16 protein-coding genes and 2 tRNA genes are annotated in these 17,918 nt (G+C 41.4%); 8 read left to right on the top strand and 10 right to left on the bottom strand.

Annotated elements, in window-relative coordinates:
* Positions 1-41 precede the first annotated feature (41 nt).
* A complete protein-coding gene (locus BLQ87_RS04670; RefSeq protein WP_074605007.1) occupies positions 42-440 on the bottom strand; it encodes a hypothetical protein in 399 nt (132 codons plus the stop codon).
* Between the two features lie 111 nt (positions 441-551).
* Positions 552-1,976: an MFS transporter gene (locus tag BLQ87_RS04665; protein WP_074605006.1), complete on the bottom strand. Its 1,425-nt coding sequence runs from the start codon at positions 1,974-1,976 to the stop codon at positions 552-554.
* 85 nt (positions 1,977-2,061) lie between these two features.
* On the opposite strand from BLQ87_RS04665, the gene BLQ87_RS04660 reads away from it, so the two are divergent.
* Positions 2,062-2,919, top strand: coding sequence for an AraC family transcriptional regulator (locus tag BLQ87_RS04660; protein WP_074605612.1), 858 nt, complete (start codon positions 2,062-2,064; stop codon positions 2,917-2,919).
* Here the strand turns inward: BLQ87_RS04660 and BLQ87_RS04655 are convergent.
* The 4 genes from BLQ87_RS04655 to BLQ87_RS04640 form a co-directional block, all read right to left on the bottom strand.
* Positions 2,916-5,615 (bottom strand): outer membrane beta-barrel family protein, encoded by a 2,700-nt coding sequence (locus BLQ87_RS04655; RefSeq protein ID WP_074605005.1) that lies wholly within the window; start codon positions 5,613-5,615, stop codon positions 2,916-2,918. The genes BLQ87_RS04660 and BLQ87_RS04655 overlap by 4 nt on opposite strands.
* A complete protein-coding gene (locus tag BLQ87_RS04650) occupies positions 5,605-6,591 on the bottom strand; it encodes a FecR family protein (protein WP_172664848.1) in 987 nt (328 codons plus the stop codon). The genes BLQ87_RS04655 and BLQ87_RS04650 overlap by 11 nt, the downstream gene beginning before the upstream one ends.
* 104 nt (positions 6,592-6,695) lie before the next feature.
* Complete coding sequence (locus BLQ87_RS04645; protein WP_074605003.1) at positions 6,696-7,277, bottom strand: RNA polymerase sigma factor; 582 nt, start codon at positions 7,275-7,277, stop codon at positions 6,696-6,698.
* A gap of 169 nt (positions 7,278-7,446) precedes the next feature.
* A complete protein-coding gene (locus BLQ87_RS04640; RefSeq protein ID WP_074605002.1) occupies positions 7,447-7,800 on the bottom strand; it encodes a hypothetical protein in 354 nt (117 codons plus the stop codon).
* 146 nt (positions 7,801-7,946) lie between these two features.
* Between BLQ87_RS04640 and BLQ87_RS04635 the strand changes: the two genes are divergently transcribed.
* From BLQ87_RS04635 to BLQ87_RS04625, 3 genes are all read left to right on the top strand, one after another.
* A complete protein-coding gene (locus BLQ87_RS04635) occupies positions 7,947-8,825 on the top strand; it encodes a helix-turn-helix domain-containing protein (RefSeq protein WP_074605001.1) in 879 nt (292 codons plus the stop codon).
* A 142-nt stretch (positions 8,826-8,967) separates the two neighbouring features.
* A tRNA-Gly gene (locus tag BLQ87_RS04630) sits at positions 8,968-9,040 on the top strand.
* 51 nt (positions 9,041-9,091) lie between these two features.
* A tRNA-Leu gene (locus tag BLQ87_RS04625) sits at positions 9,092-9,176 on the top strand.
* A 106-nt stretch (positions 9,177-9,282) separates the two neighbouring features.
* Here BLQ87_RS04625 and BLQ87_RS04620 read toward each other — a convergent pair.
* Positions 9,283-9,801, bottom strand: coding sequence for a hypothetical protein (locus BLQ87_RS04620; RefSeq protein WP_074605000.1), 519 nt, complete (start codon positions 9,799-9,801; stop codon positions 9,283-9,285).
* Between the two features lie 857 nt (positions 9,802-10,658).
* Between BLQ87_RS04620 and BLQ87_RS04610 the strand changes: the two genes are divergently transcribed.
* From BLQ87_RS04610 to BLQ87_RS33960, 4 genes are all read left to right on the top strand, one after another.
* Positions 10,659-11,297 carry a class I SAM-dependent methyltransferase gene (locus BLQ87_RS04610; RefSeq protein WP_074604998.1) on the top strand — a complete coding sequence of 213 codons (639 nt, stop codon included), beginning with the start codon at positions 10,659-10,661 and terminating at the stop codon, positions 11,295-11,297.
* A 262-nt stretch (positions 11,298-11,559) separates the two neighbouring features.
* Complete coding sequence (locus BLQ87_RS04605) at positions 11,560-11,898, top strand: potassium transporter KefB (protein WP_074604997.1); 339 nt, start codon at positions 11,560-11,562, stop codon at positions 11,896-11,898.
* Between the two features lie 18 nt (positions 11,899-11,916).
* A complete protein-coding gene (locus BLQ87_RS33965; RefSeq protein ID WP_216857786.1) occupies positions 11,917-12,177 on the top strand; it encodes a hypothetical protein in 261 nt (86 codons plus the stop codon).
* A 302-nt stretch (positions 12,178-12,479) separates the two neighbouring features.
* Entirely contained in the window at positions 12,480-13,160 is a 681-nt protein-coding gene (locus tag BLQ87_RS33960) for a DUF4153 domain-containing protein (RefSeq protein WP_216857787.1), read from the top strand.
* A gap of 97 nt (positions 13,161-13,257) precedes the next feature.
* On the opposite strand, the gene BLQ87_RS04595 is transcribed toward BLQ87_RS33960, so the two are convergent.
* Genes BLQ87_RS04595 through BLQ87_RS04585 form a run of 3 tightly spaced genes read right to left on the bottom strand, consistent with a single transcriptional unit; the run spans position 13,258 to position 17,918 of the window.
* Positions 13,258-15,423, bottom strand: a complete 2,166-nt coding sequence (locus BLQ87_RS04595; protein ID WP_074604996.1) for a c-type cytochrome domain-containing protein — start codon at positions 15,421-15,423, stop codon at positions 13,258-13,260.
* 9 nt (positions 15,424-15,432) lie between these two features.
* Complete coding sequence (locus BLQ87_RS04590) at positions 15,433-16,458, bottom strand: NHL repeat-containing protein (RefSeq protein ID WP_074604995.1); 1,026 nt, start codon at positions 16,456-16,458, stop codon at positions 15,433-15,435.
* An 8-nt stretch (positions 16,459-16,466) separates the two neighbouring features.
* A complete protein-coding gene (locus BLQ87_RS04585) occupies positions 16,467-17,918 on the bottom strand; it encodes a DUF1501 domain-containing protein (protein WP_074604994.1) in 1,452 nt (483 codons plus the stop codon).

The following is a 17,918-nucleotide window of genomic DNA, read 5'->3' as shown; positions in this document are numbered from 1 at the left end:
TTGGTTAACCTGTGGTTTTTCCTGTTTTATGGAAGTAGATTTTATGGCATAAAGGTTTCATGCAGGTTCCTCCATTGCGGTTGTCCATTTTCATCCTGCACAAACAAAGCCGTTGAAATCCGCGTATTGTCTACGCCGCCTCCTTTTTGTGTCTCTACATACTCCATCAATATGGCTCCTTCCTGTTCAAAACGCAGGTTAATATCCCTCAACTCCAATACAATCCCTGGTTTTCCAGCATAAACAGATGGTAACCAATTCCCCAGATCAGCACGGCTCATGCAGGCTCCCGTAGGGCTGATCATCCTAAAGTCTGCATGAAAACTATTCAATGCCAGCATCTCTTCTTTTTCGTTGGGACTCATTTCTCCCCGAAACCATTTCCCAATCTGCTCAATGAAATGAACAATTTCATGGCTGGCTAATTCGTTTAAATTCATATGATTTAATATTTATTGTTTTTCATCAGTATATATTGTTTTTTTTATGGTTATGAAGCTATCATGATCTTAATAATCATTTCGTTATGTGATCTGTAAGATCATGATGGTTTATGTTTTTTTGCTCGTTTTATTGGTTTTCAATGATCGTTTCAATTTTAAACCATAGTACAATGCGGCCAATTCAAGCGATCCCAGCACAAGGAGCGCGATGATAAAAGCATTTGTATAACCGCCAACAAGCGGAAGGATGCTAAAGAATAATGTTCCGATTACTGCAGCTCCCAAGGCACTGCCCAGCTGGATAGCCGTACTGACAATGCCTGCAGCCAGGCCAGCCGTGGCAAGAGGTGTATCTGCCAGAACCAGCCTCACCACAACCGGCATCACAATACCATGGCCTATACCAGCACATAACAAAGCGCCGTATAAAAATTCTCCCGGTAGCGGATGATACCACAAGACACCTGCCGACAAGATAAATCCGATGCTCAGTAAGGACAATCCGATGATCAGTACATGGTCCTTATATTTCTTTGCCAATACCGCACTGAGCATGGGGCCTATAAAGAATCCTGCTGCATAAGGTAATACTGCCAGCCCTGCAGACAATACCGTCCAGTGAAAGCCACTTTGTAAATAAACGGGATAGATCATAAAAAAGGACGCGGTATTGTTAAAAAGAAAAATAACTGCCAGTCCTATCACAAATTTCTTATCCTCAAACAACTTTAAATAGATTAAAGGGTCCCCGCCCCGGGCAGTAATGCGTTGTTCAATCCGTATAAACCATAATGCAAAAGGCAGGGACATCGCCATGCAGATGAATACCCAGAGCGGCCATCCGGCTTCCCTCCCTTTAATTAGCGGATAGATAAACAGGAACAAGGTAATAGAAATAAGGACCACACCGGGTATATCAAGCTTAGGTCTTTTCTCCGGCCGGTTTTCCGGAATAACGAGAAAGGCCAGCACAATGGCAATAAGGCCGATTGGAACATTGATCAGAAAAACAGTTTCCCAGCTTAGTCCAAAGGGTTGCCATTCCAACAGCATTCCGCCACAAAGCTGTCCGGCGATAGCAGCCAGGCCGAAGGTAGCCCCAAACAAACCCATCGCTTTTGGTTGTTCTATTGCCGGAAAGATTACCCTGATAGAGGAAAGCACTTGTGGTGCCAGCATTGCCGCTGCCAGGCCCTGTAAGATCCGTGCAGCAATCAGCACTTCCGCATTTGCTGCCATTGCACAAGCAACTGAAGTCAGGGTAAAGAGACTCATTCCAGTCATAAAAATGCGCTTCCTGCCATATATATCTCCCAGACGCCCACCGGTTACGACAAAGACCGCATAAGCAGCACCATAGCCTGTAACGATGAACTGAAGCTCAGCGCTGTTGGCCTGTAAATCCAGTTGCATCGCCGGTAAGGCTACATTTACGATAAAGAAATCCAATGGGGATAAAAAGGCGCCCATTAACAATACCGCTAAGGCCTGCCAGCGGGCGGGATAAGGTATTGTGGGGTTAAGCTCTGTCATATCAATTAATTTAGGGCACAAAGGAAGCAAAATGACAGGGGGAATAAGTTGGACTTTAAAAGGATTATCCTGTACATTTGCCGAAATGTATACCAAGGAAAAAAAGCAACCTTTTGACCTGTTTCTAATGGAAACAGAGGTCTGGAAGCGTTCTGCAGTACACCAGGTGTTTGAGCTCGCATACGTGATCTCCGGAAGGGGAAAGGCATTGATCAATGGCAATTCCCACGATTATTCAGATGGTAAAATATTTCTGCTCAGCCCGGAAGATCAATACGCCTTTGAGTTGCAGCAGAAAACCCACTTTCTTTTTATCCGTTTCAATGACTTATCCTTCTCCCAGTTTAAAAATGAAGTAGAAGCATTGGAATTCTGCGACTGGACAAAGAAGGCCCAATACCTCTTTAATAACCTCCATGCGAAGGCCGGATGTGTGTATCGCAACTCCGACGATGAGCAATTTGGGAAAGCACTCCTCGCGGCCGTCATCCGGGAATATGAGCAGAAAGAAGCCGGTTATTTGCTCGTTATCCGTCAATCTGTTTCTACATTAGTGAATATCCTTGCCCGAAACATTTCCCTAACGGAACCTCCGAAACTGCGCAGGAAAACACCTAAGAACGACATCATTCAGATTGTCGCTTATTTACAGCAATACATTGCCGAACCGGAACGCGTCCGGATCAGAGCCATTGCCGGTCATTTTAATTTCTCTCCAAATTATCTTGGAGCGCTTTTCCGGGAACGTACCGGAGAAAGCATCCAGGAATATGTGATCAACTATCGATTAAAGCTCGTGGAAACCAGACTTGCCCATAGCAATATGAGGATTAGCGAGATCGCAGAGGAACTCAATTTCACAGACGAAAGCTATTTATCGAGGCTATTCAAAAAACATAGGGGAATTACTCCGGGAGCTTACAGGAAACAATTGCATTCTTAATTTTTCACCCTGCTTTGTTCAGTCTCTGCCCCTCCGCTGTTTCGTTTGTTGTTCTTTGCTGCTGTTCCAAAATTATAAGTAAAGCCAAGTGTAAAAGCCTGGGAATTAAACCGGTTTCTAAAAGTAGAATAAACATCAGGAATAAAGTTGGTTAACCCATCCGCTTTATAGGTATTAAAAACATCCCTGACATTGAATTTAAGAGCCGCCTTATTTTGCATGAACTTCTTTTGAATTCCAGTGTTTACCTGTCCAAACGGATCGACCATTGCCTGTCCGCTGGCCCGTTTACCCACATAGAAAAAGCTGAGTTCAGCGCTCCATCCTTTAGGAAGGCTAAACTGATTTGATGTATTCGTCTCAAAGTAAGTAGAAGATTGATGGAGAATGGTGGAATACAATTGTCCTTTAAACTGATTTCGGACAACCTGCATATAGGAATTGACCGTCCACCAGGAAAAAGGAGAAAGCGCCAGGTTTAGGGAAGTACCCAGATAAGTTGCAGTACCAATATTTCCGGTTCCATCGATAAAGATATTCCCCTCCTGCCTTACCACTTCATTCTGAAGGTCTGCAATGTGGGTATAAAATACGGCCGCACTAAGCAATTGCTTATAGCGATAGGCCAATTTATAATAATCTGCAAATTGTGGCCTTAGAAATGGGTTTCCCGCAGTATACGTAAATTTATCTGAGGGCTGAACAAAAGGATTCAGGTCCTTATAGTAAGGTCTTCCTATCCTTCGCCCATAAGAGGCAACAAGCAGCTGTGTTCCCGAAGTATCCAGCTGATAAGACAAATAGGCGGTTGGAAAAAGGTTGGTATAATGGTTCACAAAAGAAGAATCGGGGTGTGAAACATTGCCAACCTGTTGCCCTTTTGCATTGGTATTTTCTATCCTGAGCCCGGCCTGAAACTCAAACCTTTTCATCGTTTTATTAAAATTCAGATAGGCTGCATTGATATTTTCTTTGTAAATGAACTGATTGGAAAAATTATAATTGGGGCTGCTTATCCCATTGAGTACATTAAAATAGCTGGCTTCATTGTCTGTATTTACATAACTGCTTTTAAATCCGGTTTCGATTTTAGCCTTACCTTTTAAAGGATGCGTATAATCTGCTTTTATGGAATAAATACTGATGTCGGAGGGCAAAGTACTGGTCATCATTTGCTGCGCAACTAAAGTTCCCTCCGGCAGGTAAGTCGAATTCAGGAACTGCTCTCTGTTATTGGCATTATATTTCAGGTAATCCAGATCAAATGACAAGACTTTTCCTTTGCGTTCAAATTCGTGGTTATAATTCAAGCTGAGCCCTGCTTTGTTAAATTGACTTTTACCACTATTGTCGGCCATTACAGTTGAATCTAGTTCTCCCTGGCCATTGTACAGGTAATTTGAGGAAGGTAGTTTCAAGCTGCCCGGAGAAAAACTTCCGTTAAACACAATGCCCCAGGTGGTTCCCGGAGAAAGTTCATAATCCATCCCCAGCTTTAAATTGGTATTGTTATTCTTCGGTTTGATGAGTAGGTTTTGTCTGAAAACCGAACTTAAATCTCCCTGATCATCAGAAATTTCCCGCAACAGCTCCGTTTGCCGGAATCCCTGGCTTAGCCCATAACTCGCATTGGCGAAGAGATTCATTTTATTGCGCCGGAAATTCAGGTTAAGACTTTCCGAGGTTTGTCCGTAATGGGAAAGACCGTAATTTGCGGAAAGCGTTCCATTAAAGCCTTCGGCCTTAGATTTTTTAGTTTTGATGTTGATCATTCCTCCATCACCTGCCGCATCGTATTTTGCCGGCGGGGTATCCATGAGTTCAATTTGATCTAACATCGCCGAAGGTATAGACCTCAGGTACCCTGCCAGCTGACTGCCGGAAAGATAGGTGGGTTTACCATCAATAAGGACTGTCACACCTGGTTTTCCTTTGAAACTGATTTTTCCATTTGCATCTAGACTGACTCCTGGAGATTTCTCTAGAACCTCGAGGGCATTTGCACCGTCATTAGAGATCAGCGCTCCGACATTCACAATTGTACGATCGATCTTTTCTTCGATAAAAGCCTTTTTTCCGGTAATGCTGACTTCCTTTAAGCGGTTTGGTTTAGTTATTAGGATAAGGTCCGGTAATTGAACGACTGGTTTATTCGCAAGGCTGAAAGCAATGGATAAGGAGTCCATGCCTACCGCAGAAATCAACAGCAGATAATCTCCCCCTTCCCTTATATTCAATTGAAAATAGCCTCCCGTATCGGTTAGTTTAGTCTGGATGATTTTATTTTCTTTAATTTCTTTCAAGCTGAGCGTAGCAAGACTGACACCAGCATGTTCTGAATCAGTGAGTCTTCCGCCGACCTGGAATGAAACTGCTTTATTCAATTCTAAAAGAATGTGCTGATCTACCTGACGGAAGGAAAAGAAAGTATTTTGAAACATTTGCTTTAACGTTTCTTTCACTGTTCTTTTTTCAGAAGAAAGGTAAAGGTGTTCCAGGGATTTGAGTTCAGTGCTTCGATAGTAAAATCGACAATTGGTCTGTGCCTCTATTTTTTTAATGGCATCAATTGCGTTCTCGTCTTTAAGTCCGATGGTGATCGTTTCTTTGGTCATGTCCTGTGCTTTCGCAGGGCTGAAGAATAGCGCCTGTAAGGTCAATAGGAACAGAAAAGCTAAGGTCTGGTTAATTTTCACAGCCCTCCCCCTTAATCAAAATACGACCATCCGCCTGAGTCTGGTAGCTGGCATTGTTAAAGGAACAGATGACTTTTAAGATCTGATCCAGGTTTTCCCCATTTAAAGCCGTTCCTGTAAACCTGCAGGCACCTATCTTTTCGTTTTCAAAACTGATCTTTACGTTGAAGCGCTGCCCGAGTTTAATTGCCGCATCTGCAAAACTGATGTCATTAAAATAAAGGTCTTTTTTCTGCCATTCGATTGCTTTTTGAGCATCGACATTGGCTAGCGTATACTTATTGTTTGTCGTATTAAAACTGATCTGTTGATTTGGTGTAACGATTCCCAACACTTCCCTGCCATTGGCTACGCTTACTTTTCCCTGGGTTACTGTAACTGTGACCCGATGCGAGTTGGGATCTTCTTTGATATTGAACGCAGTGCCAAGAACGGTGGTCCGGACTTTTCCGGTATGAATAATAAAAGGTTTTGAAGGATCATGCTTAATGTCAAAATAAGCTTCTCCGCTGAGGTAAATTTCCCTTGTTTTTCCATCAAACTGCTTCGGGTATTCCACTTTCGATCCTGCATTGATCCAGATTGTACTTCCATCGGCCAAAGTCAACTGACGTTGCTGATCCGCAGGGACGTTCAGGGCAATCAGCTGAGCTGACCGGTCTTGTTTTCCAAAAAAGGGTGAATATAGATAAAGAAACACTCCGATCAGTAAGATCGCGGCGGCAGCTACCGTTCTAAACTGCGGCCATAGTTTACGTTTATTGACCAGAGGAACCTCATGAATTACAGGAATATGTAATGGCAAACCTGCTGCAATGTAAAGCAGGTCTTCCTTAAATTCGGTTTCACTAAGTGTGGCAATCCCGTTAACGTCCCGGTCTTCATACCAGCGGTTCAGAAAAGCAAGCTCTTGTTCAGAACATTTTCTTTCCCGGTATTTTTCCAATAAGGCAAGCACTTCAGTATTTTTCATCATGAGGAATATGTTTTTGTTCCGCTTCTTCAGGCAAAAGCTTCCCGTATACATTAGAGTCGGACAAGTTTCCCTCTGGGCGTAGAAAAAAAATATAAATCTTTCTGTTATAAAATAAAAGCAGTAAACAAGGCGGTTCCAAGTTTCTTCCTCAGGATTTTAAGCGAGTTGTTGATTTGTTTTTTAACCGTTTTTTCGGAGAGCTCCAATTGTGCCGCAATTTCTTTATGGCTTAAATTCCCATTTCTGCTCAGCTCAAAGATTGCCCGCATCTTTTTCGGCAAAGCTGCAATTTCCTGTTCAATAATTGCAAGGAATTGCTTTTCTCTAATGGTATGATCGGTCATGCCGTCCTCCTGTTCAGAAAATCCGGAGACCGATTCTACATATCGGGAGGCGACGTCCCGGTGTGAGATTAAATCAAAAACCTTATACCTCACAGCAGTGTATAAATAGGAAGAAAGCGTTGTTTTTAAGACCAGCTGCTCCCGTTTGTTCCAGAGGCTGATAAAAAGATCATGTACAATATCACGGGAATCTTCCCTATGACGAAGTTTGTTAAAAACATGGATATATAAGGCCCCGTGATACCTGTTGTAAATTTCAGTATAAGCAATTTCATCCCCCTCCGATAACAGGGTACTGAGTTCCAGATCGCTTAATTGAATATATTCAGGCTTTACTTGCATACACTTTTCAGGACGAATTTAGAATAATAACTTTGGAAACAAAGATTATTCAGAGGAAGACAAAAAATCAACCAGACTGATCAGGAATATAGCAGAACATCATCTTAGCTGAGAATTGTCTTAAGCAATATCAATCTCCCTACAGCATTTTTCAGCGCTCAACACTGAATCAGGTTGTTTTCGATAATGGATGTTGTAAATAGATGATCAACAGATTCAGAGCGAAAAAGGGCAATTCAATAACAGCTCCTTTGAGGTCCTTATGGAGTAATTCCAGACAGATGATCATCAAAATCCCTGCGCCCATCAGGAAATTACCCAAGAGGAAAGTTCTTGGAAAAAGGATCAGTACCGCGCTTAACATGGTGATCATCCCGTTAATCATTACTGCAGTTTTATTGAAATTCCATTTCCCAAACATTTCCAGCATTTCGGGTTTGGCACTCACCATTGCCCAGCCTTGCTTTAAGCCCATAAAGACAGCAAATAAGATCAGTACCGCATTGATAATTTTAATCACCATTGTCGTAGATTTAGATAGATGTTGAATAAATCTACATAAAAACCAAGAATTTATCATTGATGATATTGTTGTTCCTGATTTAAGTAATTTTGTTTGAACCGGTTTACAGATAAATCCAAACCTGGAGAAGATAAATACAGACTATTATGGCAGAAAAAAGTTTTGATGCTAATTTATTTGAAGTAGAAGCACCGCTTAATGGTATTTTAAGTCATTTTTATCAGTTTCAAACTTCTGCAACCGCGGAAACTATCGTTCAACATCTTTCTCCAAACTTCGAGATGTTACTGGTTTTCAATTTCGGTGCTCCTATCCGGATTTCGTTTAATCAGGAGGAAGTTGGAACAGCGATCATTTTACGCACCGCAGCAATAGGCCCGCTAAGAAAGCTGTTGAATTATGAATTAGCACCTGGGTCTCATGCTATTATCGCAAATTTCACACTTAACGGATTCTACAGGCTCTTTAAAATTCCAATGAATGAACTCGGAACAGAAGAAGTTTTTGATCTGGATGTCCTTATCGATAAAACCTGTTTCCTGGAGCTTTGGGAAAAGCTGGCAGCGCTGAAAGATTTGAGAGAAAAGATTCAATTGCTAAGTACTTATACCGCTCAGTTTATTGAACCGACTGATGCTGCATCGAAACCGTTATTGGAAGCTGTCCCCTATTTTCACAACCCAATGGTTCAACCTGTGAAAGCAATCGCTTCCGAAACAAATCTGACGGAAAGAAGTATTCAACTCCGTTTTCAAAAATATGTAGGGTATTCACCAAAAGAACTGCTCCGTTTTTTGAGGTTTAAAGATGTAATCCATCAAATGATGAATCAGAGAGATGAAAAGCTCAATTTATTTGAACTGATTCAGATGCATGGCTACCATGACCAGAGCCATCTCATCAAGGATTTCAGGCATTATTTGGGTACTACACCACAGAAATTCTTAAAAGAAATGCTCGGAAAGGGATTTTGTGTCTCTAAAAGCGATGGTCATCTGCCGGGAGAAAAATCTGGTTTAGGGTAAAATGATCTTAAAAACCTTTAAAAAGGGGCATTCAGAAAAAAAATATTAATTTTTATTGCTTGAAATCCAGTCCATTCGGTGAAATCTTGAAAAGAGAGTATGGAAAAATGAAAAGTATATCTATCTTCGTGACGTCATCAACGCGAAAGTAGCTCAGTTGGTAGAGCACGACCTTGCCAAGGTCGGGGTCGCGAGTTCGAATCTCGTCTTTCGCTCTAAATGCCTTCATCACATGAAGGCATTTATTTTTAAAAGGTTAATCACCTGCTCAGATGGTGGAACTGGTAGACACGCAGGACTTAAAATCCTGTGACCTTAAAAGTCGTGCGGGTTCGATTCCCGCTCTGAGTACATTAAAAACGAAGAAAAGCCGATCATTAGATGATTGGCTTTTTTGTTGGGTATAACAAGGACTGTCGACTATTTGCAAACAGCCCCATCATTATCAGAATTCAAATTATTTTTTAAACTGAAAATTTTTCAAAAAATCATTTAAGATTGTTTCTGCTTTTTGTTGATCAGCTTTTTTAAATTGAATACCACCTTTTATTCCTAAACCCGCACGTGATTCAGAAATAAAATAATAATTACATTCATCGTCTCGTATGGCTTTCCGTATTAAAAATTTAGTATTGTTGTATTTAACGATATCCACAATTTCCTTCGTTTTCCTAGCTTCGATTTCTTCTACTTCACCAACCATTCTATCCCTTAGTCCCTCAAGGGAGACATCATAACCTATTGGGCGGGTGTAATCCTGGAATCCAAACAACACATTGCAAAGCTTGTAGATATGCTGCAGATTTTTAGTTGAAGACGGGTATTTAAAATTAGCTTTTTCAAAAGATCGAATTTGTCCTAACTCAACATTTTCCCGGCTATTTGGTAATTTTATCGTTCCTACTTTAGTTAAAGGTTCTTGTTGGAACGCAATGAATAAAATAACGTTTGTTATTATTGCAATTGTAGCTTTCATAATTTAGAATTTGAGTTGATTAGGGACAGCCTATTGGCTATGGAAAACCATTAGTATTTAGTTTTAATGAGATATTCATTAGAATTTGAATCACATTTATACAAATTCAAAAAAGCACCGAATTCAGTTAAGAACCTGAGACTTCATTGCCTGTTCGGAGCCCTCGGTTAATACAATATTATTTGGTTTTTTTAAGAATACAGTTGCCCTGCTCACAGAAATTCTTAACTGTTTAAGGGCTATCTGTTCCTCTCTTTTACAAGAGCCTAATAGAAGAAAGATAAACGTTAAAATGGATGTAACACCCGTTAAACAATAATGAGGAAGAAGTAAATTTAAATATCTTTTCATCGATTTTTAATTAGAGATGAAGCTACCATTTTTTAATGAAACAAAAAATGCAAGGATTTAGTACATCTATTTTTCACGTTGTAACTTAATTATAAGCTTTATAATTGATGGTTACCGATTCTGCCGCACGCTTATTTACCGATCTCTGTGTTGGATTTCTCACGCTTTATTTAGTAAATTAGATCATGACAAAAAAGCTTAGATATCATGCTAATGCCATTCAAAATAAAAAAAACAGATAGAGACGATAAAAACCACCTCAATATGCTCACTGAGAAAGGGATTTTATGGAACACAATGTTTAAACAGGGTAATTTTTTTTTGTACAGCATTATAATCGTCATTTTACTATTGATATACTATAGTGCTGACTTATTCAAAGGTATAATGTCTTAACAAATTCATGTAATGTGTATATGTTCCTTCAAAATTGAACACGTCAGGCATCAGGAATATAAACGCAGGAAAAGTCAAAATCCGGTTAGTATTGGAAAACAAAGAATAAAATGAATTCACAGGAGAAAATATTAAGCTGTTACAACAAGGTAGCCGACGACTATGCGGCTGATCGTTGGGACGAACTCTCAAAAAAAAATCTTGACAGACTGTTGTTAACGGAATTTGCAGCTGTCAATAAAGACAAAGGACCCTGTGCCGATTTTGGCTGTGGTCCCGGACAAACAACAAAATTTCTGTACGGGAATGGGCTAAAAGACATTACCGGCATAGATTTGTCGCCAGCCATGATTAGTGCTGCTCAAAAATTATCACCTGAGATTAAATTTGAGACCGGCGACATGCTCAATATCGCTTATCCACCAGAATATTTTGCGAGTGTCCTTGCATTCTATTCCATCGTACATTTTGATACTGAACAGGTCAGGAAGTGTTTCGGAGAAATAAACAGGGTATTGAAAACCGGGGGGAATTTCCTATTTTCCTTTCACGCAGGAGATCAAATCGTTCATTTTGACAAAGCTCATGACAAAGAAATAGATATTGATTTGTATTTCTTTAAAACAGATGACATCATAGAATTACTTTCTGAAACGGGTTTTAGTATACTTGATGCCATAGAGCGTCGTCCGCATGAAAGCATGGAATATCCAACCAGACGAGCCTATATCTGGGCAGAAAAAATCTAATAACAATAACCAGCTACTTAGAACAGGCAATTTATCATGCCTAATCCCCCCTATTCCAGTTTAAAGAGGCTTGCTTTCCTTAATCCTAAAGTGCAGGTTTAAAATATTTTAACTAAACACTTTGAAATGCAAAGTACTTTTACTTAACTTTGTACTGCAAAGTACTTTTGTACAACTAAAAGAATTAAAATACAACAAGTACACAGAAAGCGCGATAAACAAGAGCAACAACAAAACTTAATCACCAATAAAACTAAACACCATGACCCAGAGAAAAAATTTAACAGCTCAGTCAGTTCATCCAGTTTCATTAGGCAGCCGGCTTATGCTCGGTGCAGGAATTGCTTTAATCCTAATCACGGTTTTCCTACTTCAGGTTAGAGGAGCAGACCCGGAATGGGGAAAACTATGGATGGTAAAGCCTATGATTATAGTGCCTGTAGCAGGCGCAATGGGCGCTGCATTTTACTTCCTTATGGACCATCTGCGTGATGAGGGCGGCTGGAGAAAAATATTGGCCAATGTATTGAGCTTAGTGGTATACCTGATCGCATTGTGGCTAGGTACAGTTCTGGGATTGAATGGGACCTTGTGGAATTAAACTAAAAAGTATAAACTCATGAAAGACGAAATAATCAACCATTTAAACGAGCCGGGACAACTCGAAAAGATGTACCGCAGTAACAAGCTGACTTTTAAACGGGAGTTCGGTGTACTATATCCAGAGCTTAAAGGCAACCCGGTCGCTGACTTCTGGAATGAAAGACTGAATTACAAAAGCGATGAAATCAACAAAGGCACCGGGAAGGAATTATTATTTATCATTATCGCTTCGCTGATCGCAGGTCTTATCGCAAAGCTCCCGCATTTTTTGCCATAAATGAAGAATTCTTTTATCAAAGGAACATTGGTTTTATCATTTTCCCGGTGTTATCTGCTTACTTTGCCTGGAAGAACAAATTATCAACCGGAAAAATTGCCTTCATTGTTACGACCACTCTTGTTGCTGTAATATTTATCAATTTCTTGCCTCATGTTAAGAAAAGCGACACTTTAATATTATCCTGTATTCACTTAGTCTTATTTTTATGGTCCATACTGGGTTTTGCTTTTGTCGCGGAGCACAGAAATAACGATGAGAAGCGGCTTAGCTATTTAAGGTACAACGGCGACCTGGTTGTCATGACCACACTAATTCTGATCGCAGGTGGCTTAATGAGCGCAATAACCAATGGGCTATTCTCCTTAATTGGTATTCACATCGAAAAATTTTATTTTCAGTATGTCGGAATTTTCGGACTTACCGCCGCTCCAATCGTGGGCACTTACCTTGTCCAGACCAATCCACAACTGGTAGGCAGAGTTTCGCCTGTAATTGCTAAACTTTTCAGCCCTTTGGTATTGGTAATGCTGGTTATTTATCTCCTGGCTATCGTTTATTCAGGTAAAAGTCCTTATACCGACCGGGATTTCTTACTCATGTTTAATGCTTTATTAATCGGTGTTATGGCCATCATTTTCTTTTCCATTGCAGAAACAGCTAAGAACATCACAAATTCCACTGAAATCTGGGTTCTTTTCCTGCTGTCTGTTGTGACCATAGTCCTGAATGGCATTGCGCTTTCTGCAATTTTGTTCCGGATTTCAGAATGGGGCATCACACCAAACAGAGCAGCAGTTCTGGGTGGTAATGTCTTGATTTTGATCCACCTGATTTTGGTAACCCTGAAACTTTACAGGGTACTTTCAAAAAAATCAGACATCAATGGAGTAGGGAAAACCATTGCCTTTTACCTGCCTGTTTACTGCGCATGGACAATTATTGTCACCTTTATATTTCCGTTTATATTCGGCTATAAATAGACTGGCGAAAAAGCCAACAAATGGCAAAGCAAAATGAGTTACGAAGGTACACAGCTTGCTTTGCCATCCAATAGGAGTTTACCTGAAGGCTGCATGATTAATTCAAAAATATTTCATCTACAAACAGCCATGCAGGCTCCCCCTTACCTGGATGCCAGTCCGGAAGTACTTTCAGATTTCTGGCAATAATCTTCAGGTAAGAAATGTTTTGGGGCTTAAATTTCGCTTCTATTTTCATAAGTGCCCGCTCCGCTGCTCCATTTTTAATCGCTTCAGGTTTTACCTTACTCAGTAAATGAAGGTTATTTTTTTGCGAGCCTCCCCAAATTTCTACCTCAACAGGAGGAAAAATATAGGTTGGCACGTCTTTCATTACATTTAACACCACCGATTGCATCATTACCGGCTGCCTGAAGAACATTAAAGTCTCCATATGATTCTTCCTGAAACCAACCCATTTCCCTGAATTGATCTGATAATCTCCTAACTGATGATCTGAAAGGACTTTTGAAGCTCCGACGCCGTACTTACCCTCCGGGGGCAATAGAAACTGGATTGTATCTACCTGATAACTACTCTTATAGAAATTAGCGATGAATGTCTCGCTCCCATACCAACCTTTTTTATAGGCTTTCGCCTTTAAGGTCGTATTTTCTTTAATCAGCAGCTGCTGATTAAACAACATGGATTTCAAGCTATCCGGTTCTGTTCCGTCCGTAGTATAACGGATTTGAACCCCATTGATCGGATGCTTCATCTGTAGCGCCAACGATGCTTTAAAAACAGTAACATCTGTAGTGATGCGTGGCGGATTTAACCGGATCGGATGTTTACCATCATCTTTAAAACCAGAAACCACCGCAATTTTGGGATTCGATTTTTGCAATTGCTGCAGCTCAGACTCGCTCAGTCCGGTATTCCATAACGTCAGCTTTTTAAGGCTTTTGATATTGCCAATCTGTTTTACAAAGCCATAATTCACCTTCGTCCCTGATATCGACAACGTATTTAAATATTTCAAAGCCTGCAGTTCTTTTAACCCGGAGCCAGTGATATTGGTAAAATTAAGGTTCAGCTCTCTCAGGTTTTCAAAGCGCGCAATTGTTTTCAACTCCTCATCACGAACCGGCAGTCCTTTCAGATTCAGCGAAACAATTTGTTTCTTAACGTCTTCCAGTTCTTTTACTGCTTCGGGTTTATATTCGCTTTTGTTATAAATATTCACTGCCAGTGCCGGCGATTCCTTCGCAAGTGCGTATACAATCCGGTAATTGTTGTTCAATTTTTTAACCGTATTTTCATCCGCAGCAGCAAAGGCATACTTTTCTTCAGCAGATTCAGAAGGTGCCAAAAAGGTAGTAGCGAGAGCTCTTAAAGAGTCGTTTACAGGCAATTCAACCACCTTTTTCTTCAATTCGGCATTCCCCTTGATCCACAATCGTAAAAGCGAAATCTCTTCATTACTCAGCTGGTCTTTTCCTTTCGGAGGCATATGCTTCTTGTCGTCCATAGGCAAGTGAAGCCGTTCCAGCAGCAAGCTGATTTCGGGCTTCCCGGGCACAAATAACTTCCCACTTTTCCCTCCTTTAAGCAGCGCGGTTACATTGTGCATCATCAAACTGCCTTTCGCTTTTTCCAGATTATGACAGCTTAAGCATTTTTGAGAAAAAACAGGCAGGATCACATCTTCAAACACCCTTGCCTCCGCTACAGGGACTTTAGGCAAAGCCTCAGCTCCCGTTACAGATTCCAGTACAAAATTGTCTCCATGTGTTAAAGATGCCCCATAATGACCCGCAAGAATGATACAAAGCGTAGTTGCGATCGCCCCTACCCTGGCCACCCTGACCTTATACCAGGAAGTATTTCTACACCAGTAAACGATGGAAGCTACAAAAACAATACTTACCCCCGTCCATTTATGCCATTGCAGCAGACTTCCGGAATAACCATCTTCTTTCGACAAGAACAAACCCATGACCACCGTCAGCGCCGAAAACAGCGTTCCGGAAAGCAACAGTCCCGAAGTAAAATTCTGATACAATGATTCCTTGAGATAGGCTTCTTTAAACCGGAAAAATTCCAGTAACATCGCCAGCATCAGGATAACAATCGGGAAATGCAGAATCATCGGATGCATTCTTCCGAAAGGCTGCAACCAATGCGGAATTCCTAATTTATCTTCAAAAGCAAGTAAAAAGACAATAAAGACGTTAGCTGCAAACAAAACATGCTCTGCAAAACCTTTAAAAGTGATCCTCATAAGTAAAAATTATACCCTCGTAAATTTATAAGGATAGACTTTCCCGGAAGCCCATTGTGCGACATACAGGTTTTCATCATTATCTACACATACATCATGTGGATTTAATAAAATCTTTTCTGCCTGTGCCATGGGTTGTAATACCCCATCTTTATATACCGGTTCGCTTCCCCCCAAATTGGAAACTACTTTATTATTTTTGTCTAAGATCGTCGTAAAACCACTGCCTTCTTTATTCAGGTCCGGCGAACGCAAAACAGCGGCATAGAGGTAGTCGTTTTTGATAACTGGTCTGCAAACACAGGCTCCGGGAAGCTGGATGATTTCCTTCAGATTGCCCTGCATATCGAAACGCTTAAAACAATTCCTGGTACGATCTGTAACCAACAAAGAAGGGGTTCCCTGACGCTTGTCGATACATACACCATGGGCATTGTCCAGGTGTTTCGTTTCCGGTCCTCTGCCACCAAAGTAGCTCAGCAACTTCCCATCGGCACTGTAATGAAAAACATATTGCAGGCCATATCCATCTGCAATAAAGATATCTCCATTGTCAGCCACCGCGGTCTCGGTTGGCACAAACTCCTCCTTCTTCTTATACAGACCTGTCTCCATAGGACAATCAATTGTCATCAGGATCTTTCCGTCCAGGCTCGTTTTATAAACCTGGTGCCTGTTCGTATCTGTAATAAAAAGATAGTCTTTACCATTTTCCTTTGCCAGGGTAAGCCCATGTGCACCTGGAAATTCATGCCCCCAGGAATCCAGTAATTTGCCCGACTTATTATAGATTAGAATGTTATTTTTGGTCTCGTTAGTCAGCAATATGATCCTCCCTTTTGAGTCCTGAACCATCTCATGACAATCGTTTACCGGATTTTTTAAAGGATTTAGTTGTCCCCATTTGGTATCCAGTCTGTAACGCATATCATTATGCCCATAAACAGGTCCTCCTGGCTTTGCAAACAGGTCTTTTGCAATAAAAAAGCTGGCCGAAACAACAGCAGTATGTTTTATAAATGTTCTTCTTTCCATAAAATATTTTAGATTAAAATGTCTTTTACGACCTTGCCCGAAACATCCGTCAACCGGTAACGGCGCCCCAAATGTTTAAAAGTCAGTTTCTCATGATTCAGTCCCAGCTGATGGAGAACGGTAGCCTGGAAATCATGCACATGTACCGGGTTTGAGATAACGTTATAGCCAAACTCATCCGATTCTCCGTATACAATGCCCGGTTTAACTCCCCCTCCGGCCATCCAGATGCTAAAACAACGCGGATGATGATCTCTTCCATAATTGTCTTTCGTCATCTTCCCCTGACTGTAATTGGTACGGCCAAACTCGCCACCCCAGATCACGAGTGTTTCATCCAGTAATCCCCTCTGTTTCAAATCGGTGATCAATGCTGCCGAAGCCTGGTCGACATCCTTGGCCTGTCCCGCCATTTCCGAGGGAAGATTTCCATGCTGATCCCAACCCTGGTGGTACAACTGAACGAAACGGACTCCATTTTCACTTAATTTCCTGGCCAGTAAACAATTGGCAGCAAAAGTCCCCGGCACCAGGCAATCGGGGCCATAAAGTTTAATGATATCGTCGGGTTCTTTGCTGAGATCTGTAATTTCCGGCACTGCAGTTTGCATTCTGTAGGCCATCTCATACTGCTGCACTTTCGCGCTGATTTCCGGGTCACCAAATTCCTTATAGGAGATCTCGTTTAGCTGAGCCAGGTTATCCAGCATCTTTCTCCTTTCAAACCGGTTAAGTCCCTCAGGGTCTTTCAGGTACAGCACCGGATCTTCTCCACTGCTAAACTGCACTCCCTGGTGGGTAGAATCCAGAAATCCATTGGTCCAGAGTTTGGAATATACCCCCTGCCCATTGCCCTTACCTCTGGAAAGCAATACCGTAAAAGCTGGCAGGTTTTTATTTTCACTGCCCAGGCCGTAACTCAGCCAGGCACCCATACTTGGCCGGTTGCCTTGCTGGGCTCCTGTTTGAAAGAAGGTTAAAGCCGGATCATGGTTGATGGCCTCGGTATGCATAGACTTGATGATGCAAATATCGTCGACCACCTTTGCAGTATAAGGGAACAGGTCGCTTACCCATGCCCTGGAATCACCATATTGCTTAAAATCATAATATGATCCCACTAAGGGGAAAGAAGCCTGATTGGCCGTCATTCCGGTAAGGCGTTGCCCGGCACGGATAGAAGCAGGAAGCTCCTGCCCCATCATTTCCCTCAGCTTTGGCTTATAATCAAAAGATTCCAGCTGTGAGGGCGCTCCATTCTGAAACAGGTAAATCACTCTCTTTGCTTTGGGCGCGAAATCAGGAATTCCCGGAGGAAGGCTGCTTTCGTCCATGCCACCCGTAAAAAGATCCGGGATAAGTAGTGATCCTAAAGCCACACTGCCAAGGCCTAAACTTAGCTTGGATAAGAAACGGCGCCTGTTAAAGTTAAGGCCATGTTCTAAAAAATCCTTTTCCAT

Origin of the sequence: Pedobacter steynii (assembly GCF_900103665.1) — a bacterium.
GTDB classification, from domain to species: domain Bacteria; phylum Bacteroidota; class Bacteroidia; order Sphingobacteriales; family Sphingobacteriaceae; genus Pedobacter; species Pedobacter steynii.
This window is presented reverse-complemented; position numbering and strand designations above follow the sequence as displayed.

What these genes read in the sequence shown, in the direction of transcription:
- BLQ87_RS04670 (WP_074605007.1), bottom strand. Translation starts at nt 440, where the DNA reads ATGAATTTAAACGAATTAGCCAGCCATGAAATTGTTCATTTCATTGAG.
- BLQ87_RS04665 (WP_074605006.1), bottom strand. Translation starts at nt 1,976, where the DNA reads ATGACAGAGCTTAACCCCACAATACCTTATCCCGCCCGCTGGCAGGCC.
- BLQ87_RS04660 (WP_074605612.1), top strand. Translation starts at nt 2,062, where the DNA reads ATGTATACCAAGGAAAAAAAGCAACCTTTTGACCTGTTTCTAATGGAA.
- BLQ87_RS04650 (WP_172664848.1), bottom strand. Translation starts at nt 6,591, where the DNA reads ATGATGAAAAATACTGAAGTGCTTGCCTTATTGGAAAAATACCGGGAA.
- BLQ87_RS04645 (WP_074605003.1), bottom strand. Translation starts at nt 7,277, where the DNA reads ATGCAAGTAAAGCCTGAATATATTCAATTAAGCGATCTGGAACTCAGT.
- BLQ87_RS04640 (WP_074605002.1), bottom strand. Translation starts at nt 7,800, where the DNA reads ATGGTGATTAAAATTATCAATGCGGTACTGATCTTATTTGCTGTCTTT.
- BLQ87_RS04635 (WP_074605001.1), top strand. Translation starts at nt 7,947, where the DNA reads ATGGCAGAAAAAAGTTTTGATGCTAATTTATTTGAAGTAGAAGCACCG.
- BLQ87_RS04620 (WP_074605000.1), bottom strand. Translation starts at nt 9,801, where the DNA reads ATGAAAGCTACAATTGCAATAATAACAAACGTTATTTTATTCATTGCG.
- BLQ87_RS04610 (WP_074604998.1), top strand. Translation starts at nt 10,659, where the DNA reads ATGAATTCACAGGAGAAAATATTAAGCTGTTACAACAAGGTAGCCGAC.
- BLQ87_RS04605 (WP_074604997.1), top strand. Translation starts at nt 11,560, where the DNA reads ATGACCCAGAGAAAAAATTTAACAGCTCAGTCAGTTCATCCAGTTTCA.
- BLQ87_RS33965 (WP_216857786.1), top strand. Translation starts at nt 11,917, where the DNA reads ATGAAAGACGAAATAATCAACCATTTAAACGAGCCGGGACAACTCGAA.
- BLQ87_RS33960 (WP_216857787.1), top strand. Translation starts at nt 12,480, where the DNA reads ATGACCACACTAATTCTGATCGCAGGTGGCTTAATGAGCGCAATAACC.
- BLQ87_RS04595 (WP_074604996.1), bottom strand. Translation starts at nt 15,423, where the DNA reads ATGAGGATCACTTTTAAAGGTTTTGCAGAGCATGTTTTGTTTGCAGCT.
- BLQ87_RS04590 (WP_074604995.1), bottom strand. Translation starts at nt 16,458, where the DNA reads ATGGAAAGAAGAACATTTATAAAACATACTGCTGTTGTTTCGGCCAGC.
- BLQ87_RS04585 (WP_074604994.1), bottom strand. Translation starts at nt 17,918, where the DNA reads ATGGAAAAGGATTTTTTAGAACATGGCCTTAACTTTAACAGGCGCCGT.